The following is a 23,070-nucleotide window of genomic DNA, read 5'->3' as shown; positions in this document are numbered from 1 at the left end:
GCGTTATGGATGCCGAAAGCATTTTGGCCGGATTGAATCCGGACCAGAGGGCTGCTGTATTGCATGACCACGAAAATGACTATCAACTTTTGATTTTGGCAGGAGCCGGTTCTGGAAAAACTTCGGTTCTAACAAAGCGAATCCAGTACAGGATTTTGTGCGGGGTGGAACCCGAGAAAATATTGGCGCTGACTTTTACGGCGAAGGCTGCGGCGGAAATGCGTGAACGCGTTCAGGCGCTGTTCCCTAATGCTGGGGTAAGGCTTTGCACGTTTCACTCGCTGGCGCTGTTTATGTTGAAGAGCAAAATTCCTTGTTGCCCGGTTGGGGGGCTGGATAAGCCGCTTCGCAATGGTTCGTCGCGGGAAGTGTATGCCTATGAACTGCTTGGTTTCAAGAAGATGCCTGTGCCGACAGATGGCGCAAGCAAGGATTTCTTGCAAAAGCTGACCAAGCTGAAATTAAAGAAGACGAAAATTTCCAGGGAGGATCTTTTTGCCGATGGTTATAAATCTTCGGTGAATGCAAAGCTGGAATCGCTGCGCGACGAGGTTCTGGAATCGGGGCAAGTTGTTTTCGAGGACCTGATTTATATGGCCATCCGCTTGCTGGAAAAGTTTGAGGATGCGCGAAATTTTTTTCAGGAACAGTGGCACGAAATTCTGGTGGATGAATACCAGGACATCAATCCAACGCAGTATCGTCTGGTGAAGAATCTTTTAGGCGATAGAAAGCAGTTGTTCGTAGTGGGGGATGATGACCAGGCCATCTATGGATTCCGTGGGGCGGACATCGGGAACATCAATCGCTTTCGGGATGATTTCAAACAAAGTACGTTAATTCGCCTGGAATGGAATTACCGTTCGGTGCCCAACGTTCTTCATCTGGCCAACAAGATCTTTACCAACAAGCCGGTACATCTTCGAAAGACCTTGCGGGCGGGGAACTCGAAGGGCTCGGGAGGAAATCCGCTCTATCGGGAGAACCGCAAGCCGGAAGTCTGGACCTCGGATAATCCTGTGGAGGAGATGGTAAAGGTGGTTTCCTCCATTAAGGAACTGCGCCTGGGGTACGACTTGGAATGGAAAAACTTTGCAATCCTGGTCCGCTATAATCGCCAGCGCCTCTATTATGAAATGGCCCTTCGGGATTATGGCATACCCGTGTTTGGCGATAGCATAGGGGAGGTGGGGCTTGACTCTGGCGAGTCGGCAGAGGCCGTGGTGGAAAATGGAGTCCATGTGGAAACCGTACACGCCTCGAAAGGCCTCCAGTACGCGGTGGTCTATTACGCGGGGCTTGCGGAAAAGCTTACGCCTGGGGAATGTACCGGAACCCGCGAGCAGCGAAAGCGCCAGCTGGATGAGGAACGAAGGCTGTATTATGTGGGGGTCACCCGGGCCGAGGCGTTTCTGGTTTTGCTATATTGCAAGCAGAGATATTGGAAAGGGAGTTTGCGACAGTTCCGCCGGTCCCGTTTCCTCCCAAAAGAAAAACCTTATTCGGAATATTATATGCCGCTGATTCTTTTCAAGCTTAAAGTTGGCCTCATCGTTCTTGGCTACATGTGCTTCCAGATGCTCCGCGTGCCTTTCGGCCTGCTGATCCACGGCAAAAAGGGCTTTGACGCCTGGGTGGATGACCGCATCCAGTTCTTTGCGGATTTCTGCATGAAGATGCTCCGCGTGGACTTGACCATCGAAAATCAGGCTGTGTTGGGTAAGGTGGACTGGAACCGTCCGGTTTTCGTTGTGGGTAACCATAGCTCCTTCGCCGACATTCCCATCGTTTTCCTTTCTATCCAGAAGACCATCGGCTTTGTGGCCAAGAAGTCCCTGGGCAAGATCCCCTTCCTGAATTTCTGGATGCACCGTATCGGTTGCATTCTGGTGGACCGTCAGAAGGGTGGTGCCGCCGCTGGTGTCCGTGCCGCTATCGCTGAACGTGGCACTGCGCCCCGCGTGTTCATTTTCCCTGAAGGTACCCGTAGCAAGAATGGCCAGATTGGCTCCTTCAAGAGCGGTGCATTCCGTTTCGCCTACGAAAACAATGGCATTCTGTTGCCGCTGGTGATTACCGGTTCCGCCGCTGTCTGGGAAGCCCGTAAGGATACCAAGCCCCTCAAGGTGAACGTGAAGATCTTGGACCCGGTGGATGTGGCTGCCTTGATGGCTGAAAATCCGAAGCTGGATCCTAAGCATGACTTGGCCCACCTGGTTCGTGAAAGAATGGTAGCCGCAAAGGAAGGCGCATAGTCGATGATTGGCGTCTTCGATTCCGGATTCGGTGGCATGACCATTCTGAGGGACTTGCAGAAGTCCCTGCCCCAGTACGACTACCTGTACCTGGGCGATAACGCTCGTGCCCCTTACGGATCCCGAAGCTACGAGACCATTTACCGCTACACGCTGCAGTGCGTCCGTGAACTTTTTGCAAGAGGCTGCCCCCTGGTGATCCTCGCTTGCAATACGGCTTCTGCCCGCGCCCTTCGCAGTATTCAGCAGCAGGTTCTGCCTTTTGAATATCCGGACCGTCGCGTTCTGGGTATCATCCGCCCCACCGCCGAAGAAATCGGCTCTTTCAGCAAGAGCGGCCACATCGGGATTTTTGCTACCGCCGGCACGGTATCGTCGGGTAGCTACCTGATTGAAATCAACCACTTCTACCCGGAACTCAAGGTGACGCAGCATGCCTGCCCCATGTGGGTGCCGTTGGTGGAGTACGGGGAATCCGAATCCTCCGGCGCGGATTACTTTGTTCAAAAGGAAGTGGACTCCCTGTTGAAGGAAGATCCTGAAATCGATACCATCCTTTTGGCCTGTACCCATTACCCGCTTCTGGAAAGGGCCATCCGCAAGGCCCTGCCCGAAAACGTCCGCCTGGTGTTCCAGGGTGACATCGTTGCCGTCAAGACGGTGGACTACCTGAACCGTCATCCGGAGATGGAAGAACGCCTTACAAAAAATGGAAAGACCAGTTTTTTGACCACGGATACGGCGAAATTCTTTGAAAAAGGCGCATTTTTGTTTGGAATGCGTGATATTTCCGCAGAGTCGTTGACTTTTTAGTAAGTAAATTGTAAATTGCTTAATGGTAAACGACGGACCGGTAACGCGGTCCGCTTGTAACATTTATATCTAGGGACGACTCCGGGCGGTGGTTCGGGGCTGTCAAAGTTTAACTTATTTGTGTGGAAAGTAAAAATGCCAAAAACTCAGATTAATCTTGATGGTTGGCAGGACTACCGCGGCAACGCCGCCGGAAGCTTGCTTTACGTTGAAACTAGCCATCAATCCGAAATGCCTGTACGCGATCAGTTGAACGAAAATGGCAAGGGTTTCCTCTATGAACCCAACTATGAAACCAGCACCTATGGTCTCATGAGCTGCTACAATGTGAAGGCAGTGAACGCCATCCTCAAGGCCAAGAGCCGCTACATCTTGTTCGGTACCCGCTACGAAGGTTTGAGCGATTCCGAAATGCGCAACAAGTACCTCATCATGGGTTACATGCGCATCGACAAGATCAAGGACGTCCGTACCCGCCACATCCAGCGCTTCATGGCCAATCCGGAACTCCAGGAACCGGAATGCATGCAGATGGAACACAACTGGGCTGTCTATGGTCCCATGCGCTTTGTCTCCATGAACGATTCCTTCGTTGTTACCGACGAAATCCTCAAGGAATGGGGCTACCGTGGTCACGCTTCCCGCCAGCTCAAGGCTGTATTCCAGAAGGAACACCTGGAACAGATTCTTGCCTACCTGGATTCCAAGGAAGACATGATCGACGAATACATCGCTACCGTCGACGAATACAAGGAAGCCTTGGAAGAAGGTTAATGACTGGGACGCGAGCTTGGATTCCTCCAACGCCGCGACAACCATCATAAAAAAGGACCGCTTTAAAAGCGGCCCTTTTTTTTATTTGCTGTTTTGAAAGAAGGTGCCGCCGGGAGGGCGGCTTTTGGTTTACTTCTTGATAGCCTTGATGGTGCTGGACTTGGTCTTCAGCAGGTAGGTACCCTGACGAACGTTCAGGCGGAGGGTGCCCTTGTCGTTCATGGCCTGGCTCTTGATGCCGCTCCAGAGGAGGTTGCCGTTCAGGTCGAAGAGCTTTGCTGCCATGTGGCTGTCGTTTGCAGCGTACTTGAGGCTAGGCTGGATTGCGGTAGACTTGGTGGTGCAGCCGGTGCCCACGATCTTTGCAATGTAGATGCCGCTTGCGTCGCTGTTGAAGGTGAGGGCGTTGGACTTGTTGCCGCCTTCTTTTTCCAACGGGACTGAAGTTTCGCTCCACTTGCTTCCGCTTGCCAATTTACCATAGTCGTAGTCAATCCAGTCGCCGCCGTTTGCTGCGCCTACGTTCACATAGGCGTTGTCTGTGGTGGTGCTACGCATGGTGATGACCAACTTTTCACAGGACTTGAGAGCCTTGGCACCTTCGGAGCTCAAGTTCAGGAGCTGGCTCTTGTAGCCGCAATCAGCCTGTTCGCAACCTGCCAGAGGAACGCTTACGTAACCGCTTACACCGTCGAGTGCGGTGCTAGAGTAGGTGACCGGGGTGAGGTCGTCGCTCATGGCCTGCCAGGTGGTGACGTCGTTGGTCTTGGAGTAGTCGATCACAACGATGTCGTCGATGGGAACTTCAACCGGTTCTACGTAGCCTGCGTCGGTGGTTTCATCCTTACAGGTGGTTGCTGCGGGGGCGGCGACGCCCTTTCTATAGACGAGGGTGGTGATGGAACGTGCCGGAAGTACGGTGCAGGAGGATGCGGTGATCTTCTTGCTCTTGGCGCCGTTTTCCTTGGACTGGATGGCGAAATCGACGTTGAAACCGGAAATGGCCGGGTTGTCTAACTGGACTTCGGACTTGCCTGTGTTAATGATGATGACGGAAATGGAGTCTGCGGTTTCGTTCTGGAAAGCCACAGTCTTAAGGTCAGCTTCTGCGGTGGTTGTGGAAATCACCTTCCAGCCCGGGTTCACGAACTTGGAGTAGTGACGCATGGCGTGGTATTCTGGGAAGATCTTGATTTCCTTGCCTTCGCAAACGAACTCGCCGCTACCAGTCAGGTCCCAGCCTGCACCGGGGCAGACGCCGATCATCTGGCTGTGGTATCCGTAGAAAAGCTCCCAGGCGATGTAGCCGTTCAGGAGACCGTCGGTAAAGCCGACCTGCATGATGTGGGCGAGGCCCACCATGTCTTCTTCGCGGGGGTCATCAAGCATGGGGCAGAATTCGGTCATGATGATGGGCTTGCCGCTGGCGCTGACGCTCGTGGCGATTTCGCTCATGGGCTTGCGGAAGTTTTCGGGATTCAGGTAGTTGTTGCCGGAGTTGTCGTTGCCATCGCCTGCGTGGTACAGATGGTAGGCGTAGCCACCCAGCTTGCTTTGGTCCAGTTCGGCGGTGTACTTCTGGAAATTGCTGTAGCCGATGCCCAGAGGTTCGGGGCCCAGAATCACGGGGCGGTTTGCCATGCCGTTCAATGCGTCGTAGACTGCGTTAAGAGCCTGCTTGTAACCGGCGATTTCGCTGGTTTCAGAGGGTTCGAACAAGGTTTCTTCGTAAGAAGCTTCCATGTCGGGTTCGTTCTGCAGGGAGATGTAGTCCGGGACGATGCCGGCTGCTGCATAGGTCTGGAGGCTCTTCTTCCACCAGTTGGCAAAGTCGGTGTAGGCGTATGCACCGTACTTGTCGCCAGAGGCCTTCTTCAGGGATTTGTCGGACTTGGAGGAACCTGCATAACCGTTGACGCTGCCGCTGGGCTTCAAGTTGCCGGGAGCGGACCAGCTGGACATTTCAATTTTCATGTGGTCGCCAAGGCGTTCCTTGCCTGCCTTGATGATGGCCAAGTCTTCGGAAAGGTCCTTGGATTCATCCTGGAGCCAGTTGCCGATACGCAAAATGGAAAGGTTCAAACCAACGAATGCTGTATCGAAAAGTTCTTGCTGGTCTGCAGCGGGAAGGTGGGCAATCCAGTTCTGGTAATAAACGCTGCCGCCGCCGAAGCCGATGACGGACTGCTTTGTTGCTGTCGGATTTACTGTTACCGTAGCTGCAGAGGCAACCATCGCAGAGGCAAGGACTGCGGGAATAATAATCTTCTTCATCCAAAACTCCTTATTGGATATATTTCGATATACCCATACGACCAAACCGCAATCTAAAAAATTTTGCGACCAAAGGTCAAAACGTGAGTTTTAGATAAGAAGAAAATGAAAGGCCCGTTCCCTACAAATGAACGAGCCAAGCGGTATTAGTAAGCGCCTTCGCCCTTGAACACGACTTTAAATGTTTTCAAGATAAGCTTGAAGTCGTCACCGATCTTGCCGTCGCGGCGGATGTAGTCGTTATCCAAGCGCATCTGGCCTTCGAAACTGATATTGCTGCGACCGCTGACCTGCCAAATGCAGGTGAGGCCCGGCGTTACAGACAAACGCATGCGGTGCCACGGCTCGTATTCTGCCACTTCGGAGGGAATAGGCGGACGGGGACCCACGATGGACATGTCGCCCTTGATGATGTTGAAGAACTGGGGAAGTTCATCCAGGCTGAACTTGCGAAGGACGCGGCCGAAGGGATAGATTCGGGGGTCGTTCTTCATCTTGAAAGTCTTACCGCCAGTTTCGTTCTGGGCCATAAGGGCCTTTTTGCGTTCTTCGGCGTCGGCGTACATGCTGCGGAACTTGTACATGGTGAACAACTTGCCGTTCTTGCCTACGCGGGTCTGCTTAAAGATGATGGGACCCTTTGGGTCGCTGATCTTGACGGCCAATGCGCAGAACAACAGGAGGGGAGAGCATACCACGATTGCGGCGCTGGTGCAGGTAAGGTCCACGATGCGCTTGATGATATGGCGGTAGCGGATCTTGTGGGGATGCTGCCAGATTTGGTCCAGGTTCAAACGCTGCAGGGTAAAGAATGCGCCATTGGTGCTGTTGAATTCGTCCAGTTTGGCCTGCATTTCCAGGTTAGTCTTTTCCTGGGAACCCATATAGAGGTAGGCTTCGAAAATGGGCTTGCGGGGCTTGATTCTGAGGGACTGGATCAGGCCTGCGTCGTTCAGCTTGTGCAGGATTTCCTTACGGATTGCCTCAAGCTTTGTCATGTCGGAATTCAGCAGGATTATGCCGATACCGTTGCTGTCAGGAAGGAACCCGAGAACATCGATAAATCGCAGGTGGGAGAACATGGTGAGAATACTGATTCGCCATGTCTTTTCCACGGTGGAACTGGGGCTGCCCCATCCAAAAAAGTCGTACTGATGTGCGTAAATCTTGATGTAAAGGAACGGCCTGCAGCTACGGTTGGCCCTGAGAAATTCCTCGTTCAGACGTGCCCTGAACAACTTCGCCGGATAGACGATGTTCTTTAGCTTTTGCTCGTCGAGGATGGAGCCAATGGCTGGATTTACGGATTGCTGTTCCATGGGCTCAAATATATAAACTTTTTATTTGCTTGCAAATGTCTTTTCTTGATGTTGTCTGTAGTGTGATTTATAGTGCCTGTTGGCGATTTGGGAAATGCCATTTTTGGGGATTTTTCTATTTTTTAGCCGTAAAATTTTAAAATGGAGACGCTATATGTTGCGTATTGGTCTTATTGGTACAGGTACCGTCGGTGGCGGTGTTATTCAGATCCTCGAACAGAAGATCGCAGAATATAAGGAAAAGCTCGGTGTGGAAATGGAATTGGCTTGCATTTGCGCCAAGTCCGATGAAGAAGTTGCTCCTTACAAGGCTAAGGGTTATAAGACTTCTACCAATGCCGACGAAATGATCGCGTCCAACGATATCGACGTGCTGGTGGAACTTGCCGGTGGTTACAACATGCCCCGCAAGTGGATCCTCGCTGCTCTCGAAAACGGCAAGCACGTGGTTACCGCTAACAAGGCTCTCCTGGCCAAGTATGGTCACGAAATTTTCCCGCTGGCTGCAAAGAAAGGCTTGCATGTGCTGTTCGAAGCTGCTGTTGGCGGTGGCATTCCTATTATTCGTAGCCTCCAGGAAGGCTTGCTCGGTTCTACTGTTGAAAACCTGAGCTGCATCATTAACGGTACTTGTAACTACATCCTTTCCCGCATGGCTGAAGAAGGCCTGGACTTCGACGTAGTTCTTAAGGACGCTCAGCGCCTCGGCTTTGCCGAAGCTGACCCCACCTTCGACATCGAAGGTATCGACTCCGCCCACAAGACCGCCCTCCTCGCTTCTCTCTGCAGCGGCCATCGCGTAGACTTCGAAAAGATTCACGTGACCGGTATTTCCAAGATTACCGCCCAGGATATCGCAATCGCCAAGGAACTTGGCTGCTGCGTTAAGCTCCTGGGTATCTACCGCCGCGAAGGTGACCGTGTGGACGCCCGCGTCCATCCGTGCCTCGTTCCCATGGAACATCAGCTCTCCAGCGTAAACCGCGTTCTCAACGCAGTCTACCTCCAGTGCGACAACCTGGGCGAAACCCTCCAGACTGGTGCAGGCGCTGGCCGTCTCCCCACCGCTTCCGCCGTTGTAGCCGACCTCGTATCCTTGGCCCGCTCCACCGACAGCGGTTCCCGCAAGGCACTCCCCATGGGCTGGTTCAACGTGGAAAATTCTGCAACGCTCGTTCCCATTTCTGAAACCAGCGCTCGCTACTACCTCCGCTTTACTTCCCGCGACGCTTGCGGTGTTCTCGCCAAGATCACCAAGATCCTCGCTGATAACAACATCTCCATCGAAACCATCATCCAGAAGAACGTCAAGGATCCGGGTAAGGTTTCCGTGGTTGTTATTACCGAAAATACCCAGGACAGCAAGGCTCAGAAGGCTGTGGACGCCATCGACGCTCTCGCTGAAATCGTGGAAAAGAGCCAGGTCATCCGCTTCTTGGCTTAAGGAAATTGGGCCGGGCTCGCTTTTGGGTGCGCCCGGCCCCTTCTGATTTTTTGTTTTTCTCAGTATTGGTGTGATTATGATTCGAGCTACCACATTGGAAAGAGTTCTCGTAGTCCTGTCGGACTTCGTGGCCCTGTCCATTTGCTTTGGCTTGGCGTTTTGGGTTCAATTCCACAGTGGTTGGATTGTAGACAAGTTTGACCCCAGCAAGTCCTTCGTGGACTACTACCGCATGGGTCTTGTGTTGAACGTTGCCTGGTTGGTTCTGTTTACCTGCGCCGGTCTCTACAGGTCCTGGTTGCTTCAGTCTCGAACACACCAGATTCTGCGAGTGCTCCGCGCGGTCGCCCTTGGCATTGTGCTGATTATTATCGGCTTGTTCGGTGCCGAGTTCATGAACAAGGTGTTCTCCAATGAACCTTTGATCAGTGGCTACCTCTACGGTTCTCGCTTCCCCTGGATTTTCATCTATGGCGGTTTTGCACTTAGCTTGGTAGTTTGTCTGCGTCTGTTGGTCTATGGTTGCCTCCGTGGATTTTTGCGCCTGGGTTATGGTGCCAACAACATTCTCGTTCTTGGTGCAACGGAATCAGGCCGTAAGATTGCCGAGGCCTTGGCCAAGACTCCCGCCCGCGGTCAGCGTGTGGTTGGCTTTGTGGACGAACGTTTCCAGGTGATCGATCACGAGTTCGCTGGTTTCCCCGTGCTGGGCAAGTACTCTGACCTCCCGAACCTGGTGAAGAACTTGAAGATTTCCGGCGTGGTCATAGCCCACGAAAGTAACTCCCCCCAGGAAATCATGCGTGTGCTGGTTTGGCTCTGCGAACGTCCTCTGCATATTTACCTGGTGCCCGAGCTTTACGATGTGATTCACGGCCAGTTCAAGGCCAACCTTGTTTACGGTTTTGAACTTCAGGAACTTTTCCCCTTCACCATGCCGCCTTGGCAGGTCCGCGTCAAGCGTATCGTCGATATTTGCTTTGGTGCTTTCCTTGGAATTTGTTCCCTGCCGGTTTGCCTCTTTGCTGCAATCGCTATCAAGCTGGAAGACCACGGTCCAATCTTCTATTCCCAGGAACGTATTGGTTTGTACGGCAAGCCCTTCATGGTCTACAAGTTCCGTACCATGCGCACCGATGCAGAAAAGTTTGGCGCCCAGTGGGCTACCAAGGACGACCCCCGTATTACCAAGGTGGGTAAGTTCCTCCGCAAGACCCGTATTGATGAACTTCCCCAGATTTTGTGCGTGCTTAAGGGCGACATGAGCATGGTGGGCCCCCGCCCGGAACGTGCCGTGTTCATTGCAAAGCTTCGTGAAGAAATTCCGTTCTATATTAGCCGTCTTAAAATCAAGCCGGGCCTTACGGGCTGGGCTCAGGTGTGCCATCATTACGATACCAGCACCGAAGACGTGAAGATCAAGCTTAAGTACGATATGTATTACTACGAGAACATGAGCCTCTTGTTGGATTTCCAGATTCTCGTTCGTACTGTTTATGTTGTTTTAACTGGTAAGGGCGCGCAGTAACTGCAGCGTCGCGCGACAAGCGCAGGAGATAAAAATGTACGGTGATAATTCTACTCCGGTATTTCCTACAGAAGATGCTTTGACCATGATCCGCCTGGCTTTGGCCGAAGACGTTCGCACTGGCGACGTGACCAGCATGTGGACCATTCCCGCCGACCAGAAGCAGCATGCTCGCCTCATTGCCAAGGAAGATGGCGTTGTGGCTGGCCTCCCGATTATCGAACTGGTCTTCAAGGAAATGAAGGCCAACGCTACCGTGACCCTCCACAAGAAGGATGGTGACGTGGTGAAGAAGGGTGACCTGATTGCCGAACTTGACGGCACCACCCACGAACTTTTGACTGGCGAACGTACCTTGCTCAACTTCATCCAGCAGCTCTCCGGCGTGGCAACTGTTGCACACACTTTCCAGGAAGCATTGAAGGGCGGCAAGACCAAGGTTCTCGATACCCGTAAGACTGTTCCCGGTTTCCGTACTTTGCAGAAGTATGCCGTTCGCGTAGGCGGCGGTTCCAACCATCGCATGGGCCTCTTCGACATGGTCCTGGTGAAGGACAACCACATTGCCGCAGCAGGTGGCGTACTGGAAGCTCTCGCCGTGGTGAAGAAGAACAACACCCAGAACCTCATGGTGGAAATGGAAGTGGAAAACTTCGACCAGCTTCGCGCCCTCCTGAACAAGGGTGTGGACGTTATCATGCTGGACAACATGAGCAACGAAATGATGGGCGAAGCTCTCAAGATCATCAAGGAAAGCGGTGACAAGTGCCTGGTGGAAGGTTCCGGCAATATGACTCTGGAACGTGCCAAGGAAATCGCAACTCTCGGTCTGGACTTCATTTCTGTCGGCGCCCTCACTCATAGCGTGAAGGCTCTCGACATCTCCATGCGTATTTAGGCGCGAGGCTCCAGGTTCGAGGAACGAGGTAATCGCTCAGATGTCTCCAGAGAAGAAAAAGGTTGTGCGCAAGGCTCGCGAAAAGGAACCGGTAATCTGCGTGGTGGACGTAGGTAACTCCCACACCGTACTTGGTATCTTCAAGGGCACCAAGGTGGTGGATTACTGGCGCCTTACTACCCGCAAGGAAACCACTTCCGACGAAGTGATGAACAAGGTGGGCGGCCTCCTTGGTTTCTCCAAGATCAGTCCCGAAGAAATCACCCATGTAGGTCTTTCTACGGTGGTGCCTGCTTTGGAGCGCCCGTGGATCAAGGCTTTGGATTCCTTGCTGAAGAAGCATGTGCAGGTGGTGAACTCCAAGAATTGTCTGGGCCTCAAGATTGATTACCAGAATCCGTCCATGGCGGGTGCTGACCGACTCTGCAACGTAATCGCCATGCGTGATGCCGGTTTTGAAAATGCCGTCATCGTGGACATGGGTACCGCAACCACTTTCGACGTCATGAAGAATGGCGCCTTTGCTGGCGGTGTGATTATCCCAGGCATTAATGCAAGCTTGGACGCCTTGACCGAAAAGGCTGCCCGATTGCTCCCTGTGACTATTGAATGGCCGGAAAATGTGGTGGCCGACAATACAGACGACGCCATCCGTGCTGGCCTCTTGTACGGCTTCCTGGCTCAGCTTGAAGTTCTGATCGGAAAGATCAAGAAGGAAGTGGGCTGCGAAGATATGCCGGTTTATGCTACCGGTGGTTGGGGCAAGACCATTGCCCGCCGTACCAACCTGATCGACAAGTACGACCCCTTCCTGACCCTTCGCGGTATCCGCCTGGTAGCCTTGAATGGTGCCGGTGCATCGGCTGAATCTGGCCGAGATTCCGAAGAAGAATAAATTTTTCTTTACTTTGTTTCAAAAACTTATTATATTCTTACAGTAAACCCCGCTGTAGGAGTTTTTGGATGTTTGAAAAGAGTTTGAAGAAGCTTTCTCTGCACAAGACCTTTGTGTTCTTGTTGATGTGCCTGCTGGTGCACGTATTTAATGTGGTCTTCTTTGCAAAAATTGGAATCGAACCGCTTGTTTCTCTGAACTGCCTGAGTGCATTTCTCTATGTGATCTTTTTGACGTTTTTCAGAAAAAACGAGGACTTGCAGATTGTCTTTGCCTACTTTGAAATTGTTGGCTTCTCCCTCATTAGCGAATGTATTTCCGGTGGTAATTTTGACTACATCTATTATGTTGTCGGCATGGTGGCTGTTGTCTTTTTCCTTTTGCCCACTGATAATAAGTATAAACATGTTTATCAGTTTATAGGTGTGATTTTTGCAATCGGTATTGGCTATATCGATGTTGTACAGTTCTTTTGGTTCCCGGAGTACAAGGATGTTGTTCTTGAATGGAAGAATGTTGTGTCTATCATTAACTTGGTCATCACCATGTTCACCCTGTTCTATATCTCCAATTTGTACTTGCTGGTGCTGAAGGCTACGAGGGATAAGCTGACTTTTACCAGTAACCACGATATGCTTACCGGGCTTTACAACCGCCGCTTTTTTGAAGGAATCATGAAACGTAGCAAGGAGGAAAAGGAAAGTGTTTTCTCCGTTGCGATGATTGATGTGGACAACTTCAAGAACTTTAATGATTCCTTCGGACATGAAACTGGCGACAAGATTTTGGAACTTGTGAGCTGGTGCATTAAGGAATGCCTGCCTCCCAATGCGGTTGCTGTGCGTTGGGGTGGTGAGGAATTCATCCTTTACCTGCCCTTGATGGATAACGAGGAAACCGTGTTTATTATGGAAAGGCTTAGGTCATGCCTGAAAAATAGGCATGTGGAATGTATGGGGCAGAAGTTGTCTGTTACAGTGACTATTGGTATTCGTACAGGTGATGATATCTCGGACTACGAAAAGTATATTCGTGAAGCGGATGAAATGCTCTATTGGGGTAAAAATCACGGCAAGAACCAGATTGTGAATACAATCAACTAGTCCAATGTTTCCGAAAAACAACTCCAAGAAAAAGTTATATTATAGCTGTAAATTTTTGGAGTTTATATGCGCTGTTTAGTTACTGGTGGGGCAGGATTTTTAGGAAGTCATCTCTGTGAACGTTTGCTGAACGATGGCCATGAGGTTATCTGCCTGGATAACTACTTCACCGGCCGTATGGCTAACGTGGCTCACCTCCGCGATAACAAGTGCTTTGAACTTATCCGCCACGATGTGACGGAACCCATCCTTTTGGAAGTGGATCGCATTTTCAACCTGGCATGCCCTGCAAGCCCGGTGCATTACCAGTTCAATCCGGTAAAGACCATCAAGACTAGCGTCATGGGCGCTATCAATATGCTTGGCATGGCAAAGCGTGTTCACGCCCGTATTCTTCAGGCAAGTACCAGCGAAGTCTACGGTGACCCGGCCGTGCATCCGCAAACTGAAGACTATTGGGGAAATGTGAACCCCATCGGTATCCGCAGCTGCTACGACGAAGGTAAGCGCGTTGCAGAAACCTTGTTCATGGATTATCACCGCCAGAACAATGTGGATATCCGCATCGTCCGTATTTTCAATACCTATGGCCCCCGCATGTTGCCTAACGATGGCCGTGTGGTCTCCAACTTTATCGTGCAGGCTTTGCAGGGCCAGGACATTACCATTTATGGCGACGGTTCCCAGACCCGCAGCTTCTGCTATGTGGACGATCTTATCGAAGGCTTTGTCCGCATGATGAACCAGGACAAGATTATTGGACCTGTGAACATTGGCAATCCGGGTGAATTCACCATGCTGGAATTGGCCAAGGAAGTCCTTGACCTTACCGGTTCCAAGAGTAAGATTATTTACCAGCCGCTGCCGGGTGACGATCCCAAGATGCGTCGCCCCAACATTGACTTGGCAAAGAGCGCTCTCGGTTGGGAACCCACCATTCCTCTGCGCAAGGGTCTTGAAAAGACTATCTGCTACTTTGATGAATTGCTGAAGAAGTAGTGAGGTCTTGTGAAACTAAAAAGCGGGCAGTTGATGCTCGCTTTTTTTTATTTGGTGCTCGATTTTTTATTTAGAGAATGGCTTGCAGCCTACAACGCTGCAGATGGGGCATTGGTCCACCTTGTGGCCTGTTGCCTTGCAGTAAGTTCTTCCAAACAAAATAATTTGTAGGTGCTTCTTTTCCCAATCTTCGGGAGGAAAGATTTTCTTCAGGTCTGCTTCAGTGCGCTCCACGGTGGAACCGTTGGAAAGCCCCCAGCGGGCGGCCAGGCGGTGGATGTGGGTATCCACAGGAAAGGCCGGTGTTTTGAAGGCGTGAATCATCATGACGCTGGCGGTCTTGTGGCCGACGCCAGGAAGGGCCTCCAATTCTTCGAAAGTCTGGGGAACCTTGCCGTTGTACTTTTCTACGAGAATCTGGGAGAGCTTGTAAATGTTCTTGCTCTTGTTCTGGTAGAGGCCGCAGGTCTTGATGTATTCTGCAATCTTGTCTACTCCCAGGGCCACCATCTTGGCGGGGGTGTTGGCGACTTTGAAAAGTTCTGCAGTAACCAGGTTTACGCGGGCATCAGTGCATTGGGCGCTGAGAGCTACGGCAATAAGCAAGGTAAACGGATCGCTGAAGTTCAAGGGAATGGGCGGGTTGGGAAATAACTCGTCCAACTTCTCGTTGATGAATGTGATTTTCTCAGTTCTCTTCATATTAGTTCTGCTTTTGAACGTTATGTAGAGCCTGCTTCGTTTGCTTCGTCGCTGTGCTCCTCGCAATGACAGAACGTGTGGCTGCTTACGCGTCGCGGGTGAAGTCCTGCTGCATGTTGAAGCTGGGCATTTCGTCGTGGGGACGACCCACCTGAACTGCGGGCACGCCTGCGTAAGTGGTGTGTGCAGGAACATCGCTGACCACAACCGCGCCTGCGCCAATCTTGGCTCCGTCGCCGATGTGGATGTTGCCTAGGAGCTGTGCGTGTGCGCCCACCATGACGCCTGCGCCAAGCTTCGGGTGGCGATCGCCCACTTCGTTACCGGTACCGCCCAAGGTGACACCGTGAAGCAGGGAAACGTTGTTGCCGATGACTGCGGTTTCACCAATCACGATGTTGGTGGCGTGGTCAATCAAAAGACCGTAGCCGATTTTTGCTGCCGGGTGAATGTCCATGCCGAACTTGCGGCTGATAATGCTCTGAAGCATCTTGGCGGGGAAGGAACGGTTTTCTTCCCAAAGAACGTGGGCCACGCGGTAAGCCTGCAAGCCTTGGAAACCCTTGAAGAACAACATGGGCTCCAGGTAACTTGTACAAGCTGGGTCGCGCATGACGGTGGCGTGAAGGTCCTTGCAAGCACTCATCACAAGTTCCGGATACTTGGCGTAGATGGCGTTGAACATCCTTTCCAGTTCTGCGCGGTCGATGACTTCACCGGCCAGCTGACAGGACAAAGTAACAGAAAGCATTTCCGAGAAATTCTTTCTCGAAGTAACTTGTTCCTTTATCATCAAAACCGACAGCGGTTCCTGCTGCAACAGTTTTTCTGCTTCTTCGCGGATGCTCTTTTCAAGTTCTTCTAAAGTCATTTGTTGTCTTTAACCGGTTCTTCGTTTTCGAGGGTAGGAATAACTTTGTTTTCCTGGCAAAGGTTTTCTTCGCGGATTTTGAAGGTGAAATCCACCAGGTTGTTTTCGAACATCTTCTGGTAGGGCTTCTTCTTCTGCACGCCTTCGAGGGCGCAGGTACAGTAGTTGATTCGCTGGATCAGCTGAGCGTCGTTACGGGGAGTGCCCTTGGCGAAAACGCATTCGTGCATAATGGCGTATTCCATGGCGCGATCGTAACGGTACTTGCATTTGTTGGGCAAGTCGGGCTGGGCGGCGACGCGTTCGATGGTGCCTTCGCTGGGAACGTTGTTCATAACGCTGCAAGTGATAAAGCCGCCAACAAAGAACAGCATGCAAACAACGAGGTTGATAATAAAACGCTTGCCACGGCTGATCTTGCTATAGCTTCTGCCTACAGCATCGATGGTTTGTGTGGCGTGAAGCCTGACGTCATCAAAATCATTATTTGCCATAATTCCTCAACTCTATGCTTCAATTAAAGTCCAAACTTCTGGGAGGGTGCGGTAGTCTTCGTTAAAGTCTAGGCCGTAACCAACCACAAATTCGTTTTTGATTTCAAAGCCCACAAAGTCGGCGTGGAAATCAACGGTGCGACGTTCTTCCTTGTTCATCAGAACACAAGTGCGAACGTCGAAAACTCCAGATTCCTTCAGCATGGAAACCAAAGTACACATGGTGTTTCCTGTATCCAAAATGTCGTCCACCAAAAGAACTTTCTTGCCCTTAAGGTCAAGGTGTTCCATGCCGCTGACTTTCAACTTTCCGCAGGATTCCATTCCAGAACCGTAACTGGATGCCTTGATGAAAGCGATGCGGTGCTTGGTGTTGGCCAAAGCCCTGCTAAGGTCGGAGGTGAACATGTAGGCGCCCGTCAAAGCCGAAAGGATTACGTCGAATTCAAAGGACTTGGCAATTTCTGTTGCCAGTTCGCTTACGCGTTTTTGAATCTGTTCTGCCGTAATCATCGGCTTTTCGGACATCTTGTACATGCTAAACCTCGAAGTTCAACCAGCTGAACATGGGCTTGAGGCCGGCCATCTTGCCATCCGGATCCTTGATGTATTCCTTGTAGAAGGGGAATACCTTGTTTTCAAGGCTGGTCTTGTCGATGCCCAGCTGGAGCCAGTCGGCCACGGTGATGAGACCAGTGATGTGTTCCACGGAAGCCTTGTTGAACTTGACGGAAACTTCGTCGATGAGTTCGGAAAGCTTTGCGAAGAACATTCTGCCGGTACCGCCGAAGCTGAAGGTGGTTTCCAGGGAGATAGCTTCGTCAACGAGAGTGCGAATTTCGTTGAAAAGATTCTGGTCGTTCTTTTCCATGAACTGCAATGCAAGATGATGGATCTTGGAATTGATTTCCAGGGAGAGGATCTTGCGCAAGGTGTCGGGCAGGGTATGGTCGGGGTCGGCCAGGCTGTCGATGGAAAGGTTCAGCTTTGCAGCGATGTCGCAGAAGGATTCCGTAATGGCGGTCAAGTCCTTGCGGGTCGACAGCTGGTTGATGCGCTTGAGAGAGTCGCTCATCAAGTCCTTCATGCGGACCACGTAGGCGGTGGGGTATTCGCTCTGAAGTTCTTCAGTTGTCATGCTGGGATTTTCAACGAACTTCAAACCGTTCTGTTCGTTTTCGCCATCGGCAACCACAATGTTGACGCGGCCCATGGGGTCGGTAATGACCAAGGCGGTTGCAATGCGGGATTCGCCGATCAGTTTGTCGTTGTATTCTGCACGGACCAAGGTCTGACGGCGGCGGCTTGCAATCTTGGAAGCCACCATGCGTTCGTCCTTGTTTTCGTAGCTGTCCTCAAGACCCATGTGGAAGATGGCGGCTCGTTCTGCCATCTGCTTCACAACAACCGGGACCTGTTCTTCGGCGTAGCGGGTAAAGACTTCGGCACCGTTCCACTTGTGTTCGTTACTGGTGGCGCGGGCGAGGATGCTCAGCACCTGGTTGCGAATGTGGTGGTCACGGGGCAGGAACGGATCCAAGAGTTCCATGGCGCGGAGAGCGTAGCGCATATTCTGCACCGGTTCCAGACCTTCGATATCGTTGAAGAACCAACCGCAGCTAGTGAAGCTGAACATGCAGAACTTCTGGATTTCCAAAAGACGGACGGCGCGGGCGCACTGGGTTTCGTTCTTCGGATCCTTGACGGTCGCATCCAGGAATGCCTTGAGGCGGCTCTTGTCTTCGGGAACCACTAATGCCTGCACGTAGTTGTTACGGGCATCCCAGGGATCCACGTTGGAAATCTTTGCAAATTCGCGGACGAATACGTCGTCGGCCAACTTCTTCAAATGGTTGAATGCGTCGCGGAGAGGACCACGCCACTTCTGGTTCCAATCGGGGCCACCACCGGTGGAGCAACCGCAGTCACGATACCAACGGCCAACACCGTGAGCGCAGCTCCATGCACAGCCTTCGCTGTAGAAGTTCTTCAGGAGAACTTCGTGTTCAGGCGGGAACTGTTCCAGGAACCAACCGTAGTTCACGGGAACCATGTTGTTTTCCGGTGCGTAGTGGTTGTAGAGCCATGCGGCGCACATATCGCCAAAGGGTTCGTGGTGACCGTAGGATTCACCATCGGTACCGATGCTGACCAACTGCGGGTCTTCACGGTTTTCGTCCCAGGCGTCCTTGATGCGGCGGCCGAAAGTGCCTGCATCGCGGAGCAAATGTTCAAAGCCTACAGCGGAAGAAAGCCAGGGGTTGTAGAAGAATACATCCAGGTAACCGTCGCATACCAGGTTGCCTTCCTTGTCGCGGGGATAGATGCGGTAGGGGCGGGTGGTATCGATGTCGGTATTGCTGCAACCGGTCCATTCTACGTCGCCAAACTTGCGGAAGGAATCTGCCTGAGTGGGGGAGAGGATGGTGTACTTGATGCCGGCCTTGATGAGTTCAACTACGGTTTCGAAGTTGATGGCGGTTTCTGCCAACCACATGGCTTCCGGCATACGGCCGAAATGGCTCTTGAAGTCTTCAATGCCCCAGTGGATCTGAGTCTTCTTGTCTTCTGCAGATGCCAGCGGCATGATGATGTGGTTGTAGACCTGTGCAATGGCGTTGCCGTGACCATTCAAACGTTCCATGCTGCGCTTGTCTGCTTCCTGGATGCGCTTGTAGGTGGCGGGAGCGTTGGTACGAATCCAACCCATGAGGGTGGGACCCATATTGAAGCTCATAAAGTCATAGTTGTTGACGATGTCCACAATGCGGCCGTTAGGGGAAAGAATTCGGCTAGCGGAATTGGGACTATAGCACTGGCTGGCGATACGATCGTTCCAGTCGTGGTTGGGGCGTGCGCTGGGCTGGTTTTCAATAACACCGGTCCAGGGATTTTCGCGGGGCGGCTGATAGAAATGGCCGTGAATAGTAAAATAAAGGGGGTGCTTTTCGCTCATGGCCAAAATATAGAAAACGCAGGCTTAGACCTGCGTTTCAATGGTTTTGTAAAGGGCTGTTTACCTTACCTAATTTGAACAATTTGCTGCATATTGTTGGAATTTACCTTGGCTCGAACAATGTAGTTGCCTCGGGCTAGTTTATCCAAATTGAATTGCATTGTGCCGGCAGAAATTCTCCCCTTTATAAGGCTTGTAATATTGTTGCCTTGGAGGTCGAAAATATCAATGGATCCGTAACCGGAAACAGGCAAAATGAGTGTCAAATTGTTGTTGGAAATTGCTGCGGTTAATTTATTTGTAGCCTTGCGTGTTTTACGCGGGATGATGGATTCGTACTTGTCCCAGCCTGGCATGTCGTCCAGAGCGATGATGCGTTCGTCGTCCAGGTTTCGTTTCCACATGTCAGTAGGAGTCTTTTCCAGGAAGTTTCCGCTCCAGGTTTGGCTCCAAGTCATCCAGTAGCTCCAATAGGACTTGTCTTCGGCAATGCTGTCGATGTCGGGAATGGCTCCGTTTTCGCTGAGGGCAATCATCTTGTTGGTGCCTACTTCCTCAATAATCTTGTTCCAGTAATTGGCTGCGGAATTGTGGTTGTTCAGCGGGTCGTAAATGTCTACGGCTACAATGTCCACGTATTCGTCACCAGGATACCAGGCGCCGTTGAGGGCGGAGTAATCGTAACCGAACTTGGGGTCGGTATTGATGTTCCAAACCCAAATCAGGTTCTTATTCTTGTTCACATTGACCATGCGGTCGAATACAAGGCGCCAAAGCTGAACGTAGCATTCGGGAGATGCAACTCCCCACCAGAACCAGCCACCGCTTGCTTCGTGGAGCGGACGCCATACTACGGCGATGTCCTTTTCTTCAAGTTGCTTGAAGTAGCCGGAAACAATATCTACATCGGCGACGATGTCCTTGTAAACCTTGGAAGTTGGGTCGGCGTCAAGACATACTGTCTTGGATGCTTTACATTCGTTTTTGGTGGAGTCCATGTCCGTACATACGGATTCTGTCTTGAATGCCTTGGTGTAGTTGAAACAGGTGTTGTTTTCTGCGGTTCCAGCAACGTCTTCGGTACAGCCTGCATTCTTGAAACCCTGCATCTGGGTGTAGAATACAGTGTCCTGCCCAACCTTCCAGTGCCAGGTATAAGTGGGAATGCCGCCCATTTTCCACAGGTCTTCAGTCATGACCAAATTGTTTTCAGTATAGCCTCGGAACCATCCTTCTTCATGGTGGCCGCCGGCGGCAAACAGCATGTCAAAACCGCCAATAGCAGGGTAGTGGCCGGAACGCTTGTAGAATTCGGCGATGTCAGTCTGACCCTTCCAGGTATCTTCGCCATTCAAGAATTTGCAGGAATCCTGAGGGGTGCAGCCGCCCGGCGGAATGATTTTCATGTTGCCGTAGTCGTAATTGAAATTCTGGTCGCTAATCATCATGCCACTGATGGTCTTCTTCATGAAATTATCACGAAGGAAAGTCTTTACCTTCATGGCGCTTTCGGTGGCGCCCGGTGTTACAGGCAGTGCGCTGATCTTGAATTCCGGATCCGGATGCTTGTTTACAGAAATGTAGTCTACGCCAATGGCGCCGTTACCTACGGTCACCGTATTCTTACCTGCCTTCATCTTTGCAGAAGCGGTTACCACGTATGCGGAGTCGCAGTTACGGGGCGTTGTTAGCATAGAACCTACTTCTACGCCGTTTACCAAGATTTTGGAAGTTGTCCAGTCGTACTGCTTGATGAGCACTTTGGTTTCGATGTCGTACATGGCGGTTTCATCTACCGACACGGTAAAGGTCATGGCATCAGAGCCCGGCTTTACGTATTTGCCTCCAGAAAATTCTGCGCCGCTAAGGATTGCTGCAGCATCTACGCCAGCTTGGTCTTCTGCTTCGTACTTGGTTGCGTTGGCGCTGGCTGCTAAACCTGCCAAGGCGAATGCGATGATTTTTTTGTAATTCATACCTACTCCATACACACTTTTTAGAATTACTTGGTTACAATGACTTTATGCAGTCTGGAAGACTTGTCCTTGATTCTCTTTCCGTTCAAGTCAAAAGTCTTGCCATTCTTGAATTTTTGGAAGGAACCTGTACGGTTCAGGTTATCAACCTTAATAGCCTGAGTCTTTATTTCCACCATTTCATACTTGTCCCAACCGGGCATATCTTCCAGGGTGATGACATAGTCGTTGTTCATGACGGTCTTCCAGGTTTCTTCTGTGTTATCGTTTGCCCAGCCTGCCATGGTGTAGTCACCGTACCAAGGCATGAACCAACTCCAGTTTGCACCATCAGCCTTCATTTCGTCGGGGAAAGGTACAGAACCGTTTTCGCTAAGGGCGATGATCTTCTTGCCACCGTAAATATCCTTCACGGTTTCGAAACTGCCCACAAGGCTTGAGTGGTTTGCTTCGCGAGGGTAGTAGTAATAGTCTCTGCCAACCACATCGACGTATTCATCCCCAGGATACCAATCAATGGCGTCCTTGGCTTCATCGGTGGTCCAAACCCAAATCAAGTTGTGGAGTCCTTTCTGATTGACGAAGATGTCGAACATCAAACGGTACAAGGCGACGCAGGCTTCGGCACCATCAGTGCCCCACCAGAACCACTTTCCGCTAGCTTCGTGGAGAGGGCGCCAGAGTGCGGCAACCCCTGCTTCCTGCAAGGTCAAGAGGCTGTCGGCAATCATTTCCAGGTCGCGGACAATGGCCTTGTATTCTGCACTTTCTGTCTTCCATTTTTTGCCGGCGATGTCGTATGCCTTGCCGATGCTGAATTCGGTATAGGGAGTATTGCCGCTGGATTCCGTATAAAAGGCTTCCACTTCCCACATGGGGTCTTTCCAGTGCCAGTTGAATTGTGGAATGCCTCCCTGCTTCCAAACGTACTTGGCCATTTCCAATGTGGCGTGGGTGTAGCCCTGGTGCCACATGCCGTCGGAGCCGCTGCCGCTGGCGTGAATAAAGTCGAAACCCACCAGCACCACATTCTTGCCGCTGGCGTCTGCAATGTACTTCAGCTCTGTCTGGGTTTCGTAAGTCTGGGGAGTATATTGACCGTTGTTTTCGAAGGGACGTTCCGTCATGACTCCGCTAATGACCTTCTTGCCAAAATTGTCTGCCAGAAAGTTGTAGAGTTTCTGGGCGCTTTCGGTGGGTTCCGGAGTCACCGGTGTTGCGGGGATGGAGAACGGGGTGGCTTCGTATTCGGTAAGTTCAATGTAGTCCAGGTTTACCCAGCCCCAGGAATGAACGATACCGATGGTGTTTTCGCCCTTGGTCAGTTTGATTTTTCCGGCTCCCTTGATGGTGCTGAATTCGTCATTCATGCCAAAGGATATCTGCCCTGCGGAAACTCCGTTGATGGTCAGGTTCTGAATCTTGTCGGTGCCGTCGGTGGGCAGCATGTAGTTTGCCCAGAGGGTATAGTAGCCTGTTTCAGGAACGGTTATCTTGAATTCCAGGTTGCCTTCCTTCATGGCGACGTAGGAACCGCCCGAAACGGTGGCGTTGGAAACCACTTCCACCTTGTGGTCGTCGGCAAGGACTGCGTCTTCAGCTTCCAAACGGATGGGCGCAGCTTGTGCGGAAATTGCAGAAATCGCGAGTAGCCCTGTGGTAATGCCCAAAATCGACGAGCTTGAGTTGAATACAAACATTTAGACCCCTGTAAAACACATGTTCCTAAGAACACATAAATCCAAATAGAAATATATATACGGCTCGGT

At 51.4% G+C, this 23,070-nt stretch carries 18 protein-coding genes; 9 read left to right on the top strand and 9 right to left on the bottom strand.

The window, feature by feature from the left end:
- Nucleotides 1–5 precede the first annotated feature (5 nt).
- From MJZ25_11275 to MJZ25_11265, 3 genes are all read left to right on the top strand, one after another.
- Nucleotides 6–2,255 (top strand): UvrD-helicase domain-containing protein, encoded by a 2,250-nt coding sequence (locus MJZ25_11275; GenBank protein MCQ2124756.1) that lies wholly within the window; start codon nt 6–8, stop codon nt 2,253–2,255.
- Between the two features lie 3 nt (nt 2,256–2,258).
- The gene (murI, locus tag MJZ25_11270) at nt 2,259–3,068 is read left to right on the top strand and encodes a glutamate racemase (GenBank protein ID MCQ2124755.1); all 810 of its coding nucleotides are present in this window, start codon (nt 2,259–2,261) and stop codon (nt 3,066–3,068) included.
- Nucleotides 3,069–3,203: 135 nt separating this feature from the next.
- Complete coding sequence (locus tag MJZ25_11265; protein ID MCQ2124754.1) at nt 3,204–3,842, top strand: hypothetical protein; 639 nt, start codon at nt 3,204–3,206, stop codon at nt 3,840–3,842.
- A 129-nt stretch (nt 3,843–3,971) separates the two neighbouring features.
- Here MJZ25_11265 and MJZ25_11260 read toward each other — a convergent pair whose 3' ends face one another.
- Both MJZ25_11260 and MJZ25_11255 read right to left on the bottom strand, forming a co-directional pair.
- Nucleotides 3,972–6,116, bottom strand: coding sequence for a glycosyl hydrolase (locus MJZ25_11260; GenBank protein ID MCQ2124753.1), 2,145 nt, complete (start codon nt 6,114–6,116; stop codon nt 3,972–3,974).
- Between the two features lie 146 nt (nt 6,117–6,262).
- Complete coding sequence (locus MJZ25_11255; GenBank protein MCQ2124752.1) at nt 6,263–7,435, bottom strand: sugar transferase; 1,173 nt, start codon at nt 7,433–7,435, stop codon at nt 6,263–6,265.
- 154 nt (nt 7,436–7,589) lie between these two features.
- On the opposite strand from MJZ25_11255, the gene MJZ25_11250 reads away from it, so the two are divergent.
- The 6 genes from MJZ25_11250 to MJZ25_11225 all read left to right on the top strand — a co-directional run bounded on the left by MJZ25_11250 (nt 7,590) and on the right by MJZ25_11225 (nt 14,302).
- Nucleotides 7,590–8,879: a homoserine dehydrogenase gene (locus MJZ25_11250; protein ID MCQ2124751.1), complete on the top strand. Its 1,290-nt coding sequence runs from the start codon at nt 7,590–7,592 to the stop codon at nt 8,877–8,879.
- Between the two features lie 76 nt (nt 8,880–8,955).
- Nucleotides 8,956–10,407: a sugar transferase gene (locus tag MJZ25_11245; protein MCQ2124750.1), complete on the top strand. Its 1,452-nt coding sequence runs from the start codon at nt 8,956–8,958 to the stop codon at nt 10,405–10,407.
- 34 nt (nt 10,408–10,441) lie between these two features.
- Entirely contained in the window at nt 10,442–11,305 is an 864-nt protein-coding gene (gene nadC / locus MJZ25_11240) for a carboxylating nicotinate-nucleotide diphosphorylase (protein ID MCQ2124749.1), read from the top strand.
- A gap of 40 nt (nt 11,306–11,345) precedes the next feature.
- Nucleotides 11,346–12,200 (top strand): type III pantothenate kinase, encoded by an 855-nt coding sequence (locus MJZ25_11235; protein MCQ2124748.1) that lies wholly within the window; start codon nt 11,346–11,348, stop codon nt 12,198–12,200.
- A gap of 68 nt (nt 12,201–12,268) precedes the next feature.
- On the top strand, nt 12,269–13,303 hold the full coding sequence (locus MJZ25_11230; GenBank protein MCQ2124747.1) for a GGDEF domain-containing protein: 1,035 nt from the start codon (nt 12,269–12,271) through the stop codon (nt 13,301–13,303).
- A 66-nt stretch (nt 13,304–13,369) separates the two neighbouring features.
- Nucleotides 13,370–14,302, top strand: coding sequence for an SDR family oxidoreductase (locus MJZ25_11225; GenBank protein MCQ2124746.1), 933 nt, complete (start codon nt 13,370–13,372; stop codon nt 14,300–14,302).
- Nucleotides 14,303–14,368: 66 nt separating this feature from the next.
- On the opposite strand, the gene nth is transcribed toward MJZ25_11225, so the two are convergent.
- The 7 genes from nth to MJZ25_11190 all read right to left on the bottom strand — a co-directional run bounded on the left by nth (nt 14,369) and on the right by MJZ25_11190 (nt 23,001).
- A complete protein-coding gene (nth, locus tag MJZ25_11220; protein MCQ2124745.1) occupies nt 14,369–15,004 on the bottom strand; it encodes an endonuclease III in 636 nt (211 codons plus the stop codon).
- Between the two features lie 85 nt (nt 15,005–15,089).
- The gene (gene cysE, locus MJZ25_11215; GenBank protein ID MCQ2124744.1) at nt 15,090–15,875 is read right to left on the bottom strand and encodes a serine O-acetyltransferase; all 786 of its coding nucleotides are present in this window, start codon (nt 15,873–15,875) and stop codon (nt 15,090–15,092) included.
- Nucleotides 15,872–16,369: a hypothetical protein gene (locus tag MJZ25_11210; protein ID MCQ2124743.1), complete on the bottom strand. Its 498-nt coding sequence runs from the start codon at nt 16,367–16,369 to the stop codon at nt 15,872–15,874. The genes cysE and MJZ25_11210 overlap by 4 nt, the downstream gene beginning before the upstream one ends.
- Nucleotides 16,370–16,381: 12 nt before the next feature.
- Nucleotides 16,382–16,906, bottom strand: coding sequence for a hypoxanthine phosphoribosyltransferase (hpt, locus tag MJZ25_11205; GenBank protein MCQ2124742.1), 525 nt, complete (start codon nt 16,904–16,906; stop codon nt 16,382–16,384).
- Nucleotide 16,907: 1 nt separating this feature from the next.
- Nucleotides 16,908–19,325: a DUF3536 domain-containing protein gene (locus MJZ25_11200; protein ID MCQ2124741.1), complete on the bottom strand. Its 2,418-nt coding sequence runs from the start codon at nt 19,323–19,325 to the stop codon at nt 16,908–16,910.
- Between the two features lie 65 nt (nt 19,326–19,390).
- A complete protein-coding gene (locus MJZ25_11195; protein MCQ2124740.1) occupies nt 19,391–21,301 on the bottom strand; it encodes a hypothetical protein in 1,911 nt (636 codons plus the stop codon).
- Between the two features lie 26 nt (nt 21,302–21,327).
- Nucleotides 21,328–23,001 carry a beta-mannosidase gene (locus tag MJZ25_11190; GenBank protein ID MCQ2124739.1) on the bottom strand — a complete coding sequence of 558 codons (1,674 nt, stop codon included), beginning with the start codon at nt 22,999–23,001 and terminating at the stop codon, nt 21,328–21,330.
- Nucleotides 23,002–23,070: the final 69 nt, after the last annotated feature.

This window comes from Fibrobacter sp. (genome assembly GCA_024399065.1).
In the GTDB taxonomy this organism is placed as follows: Bacteria; Fibrobacterota; Fibrobacteria; order Fibrobacterales; family Fibrobacteraceae; genus Fibrobacter.
Note: the sequence above shows the minus strand (reverse complement) of the source record. Positions and strands in the feature narration are given on the sequence as shown.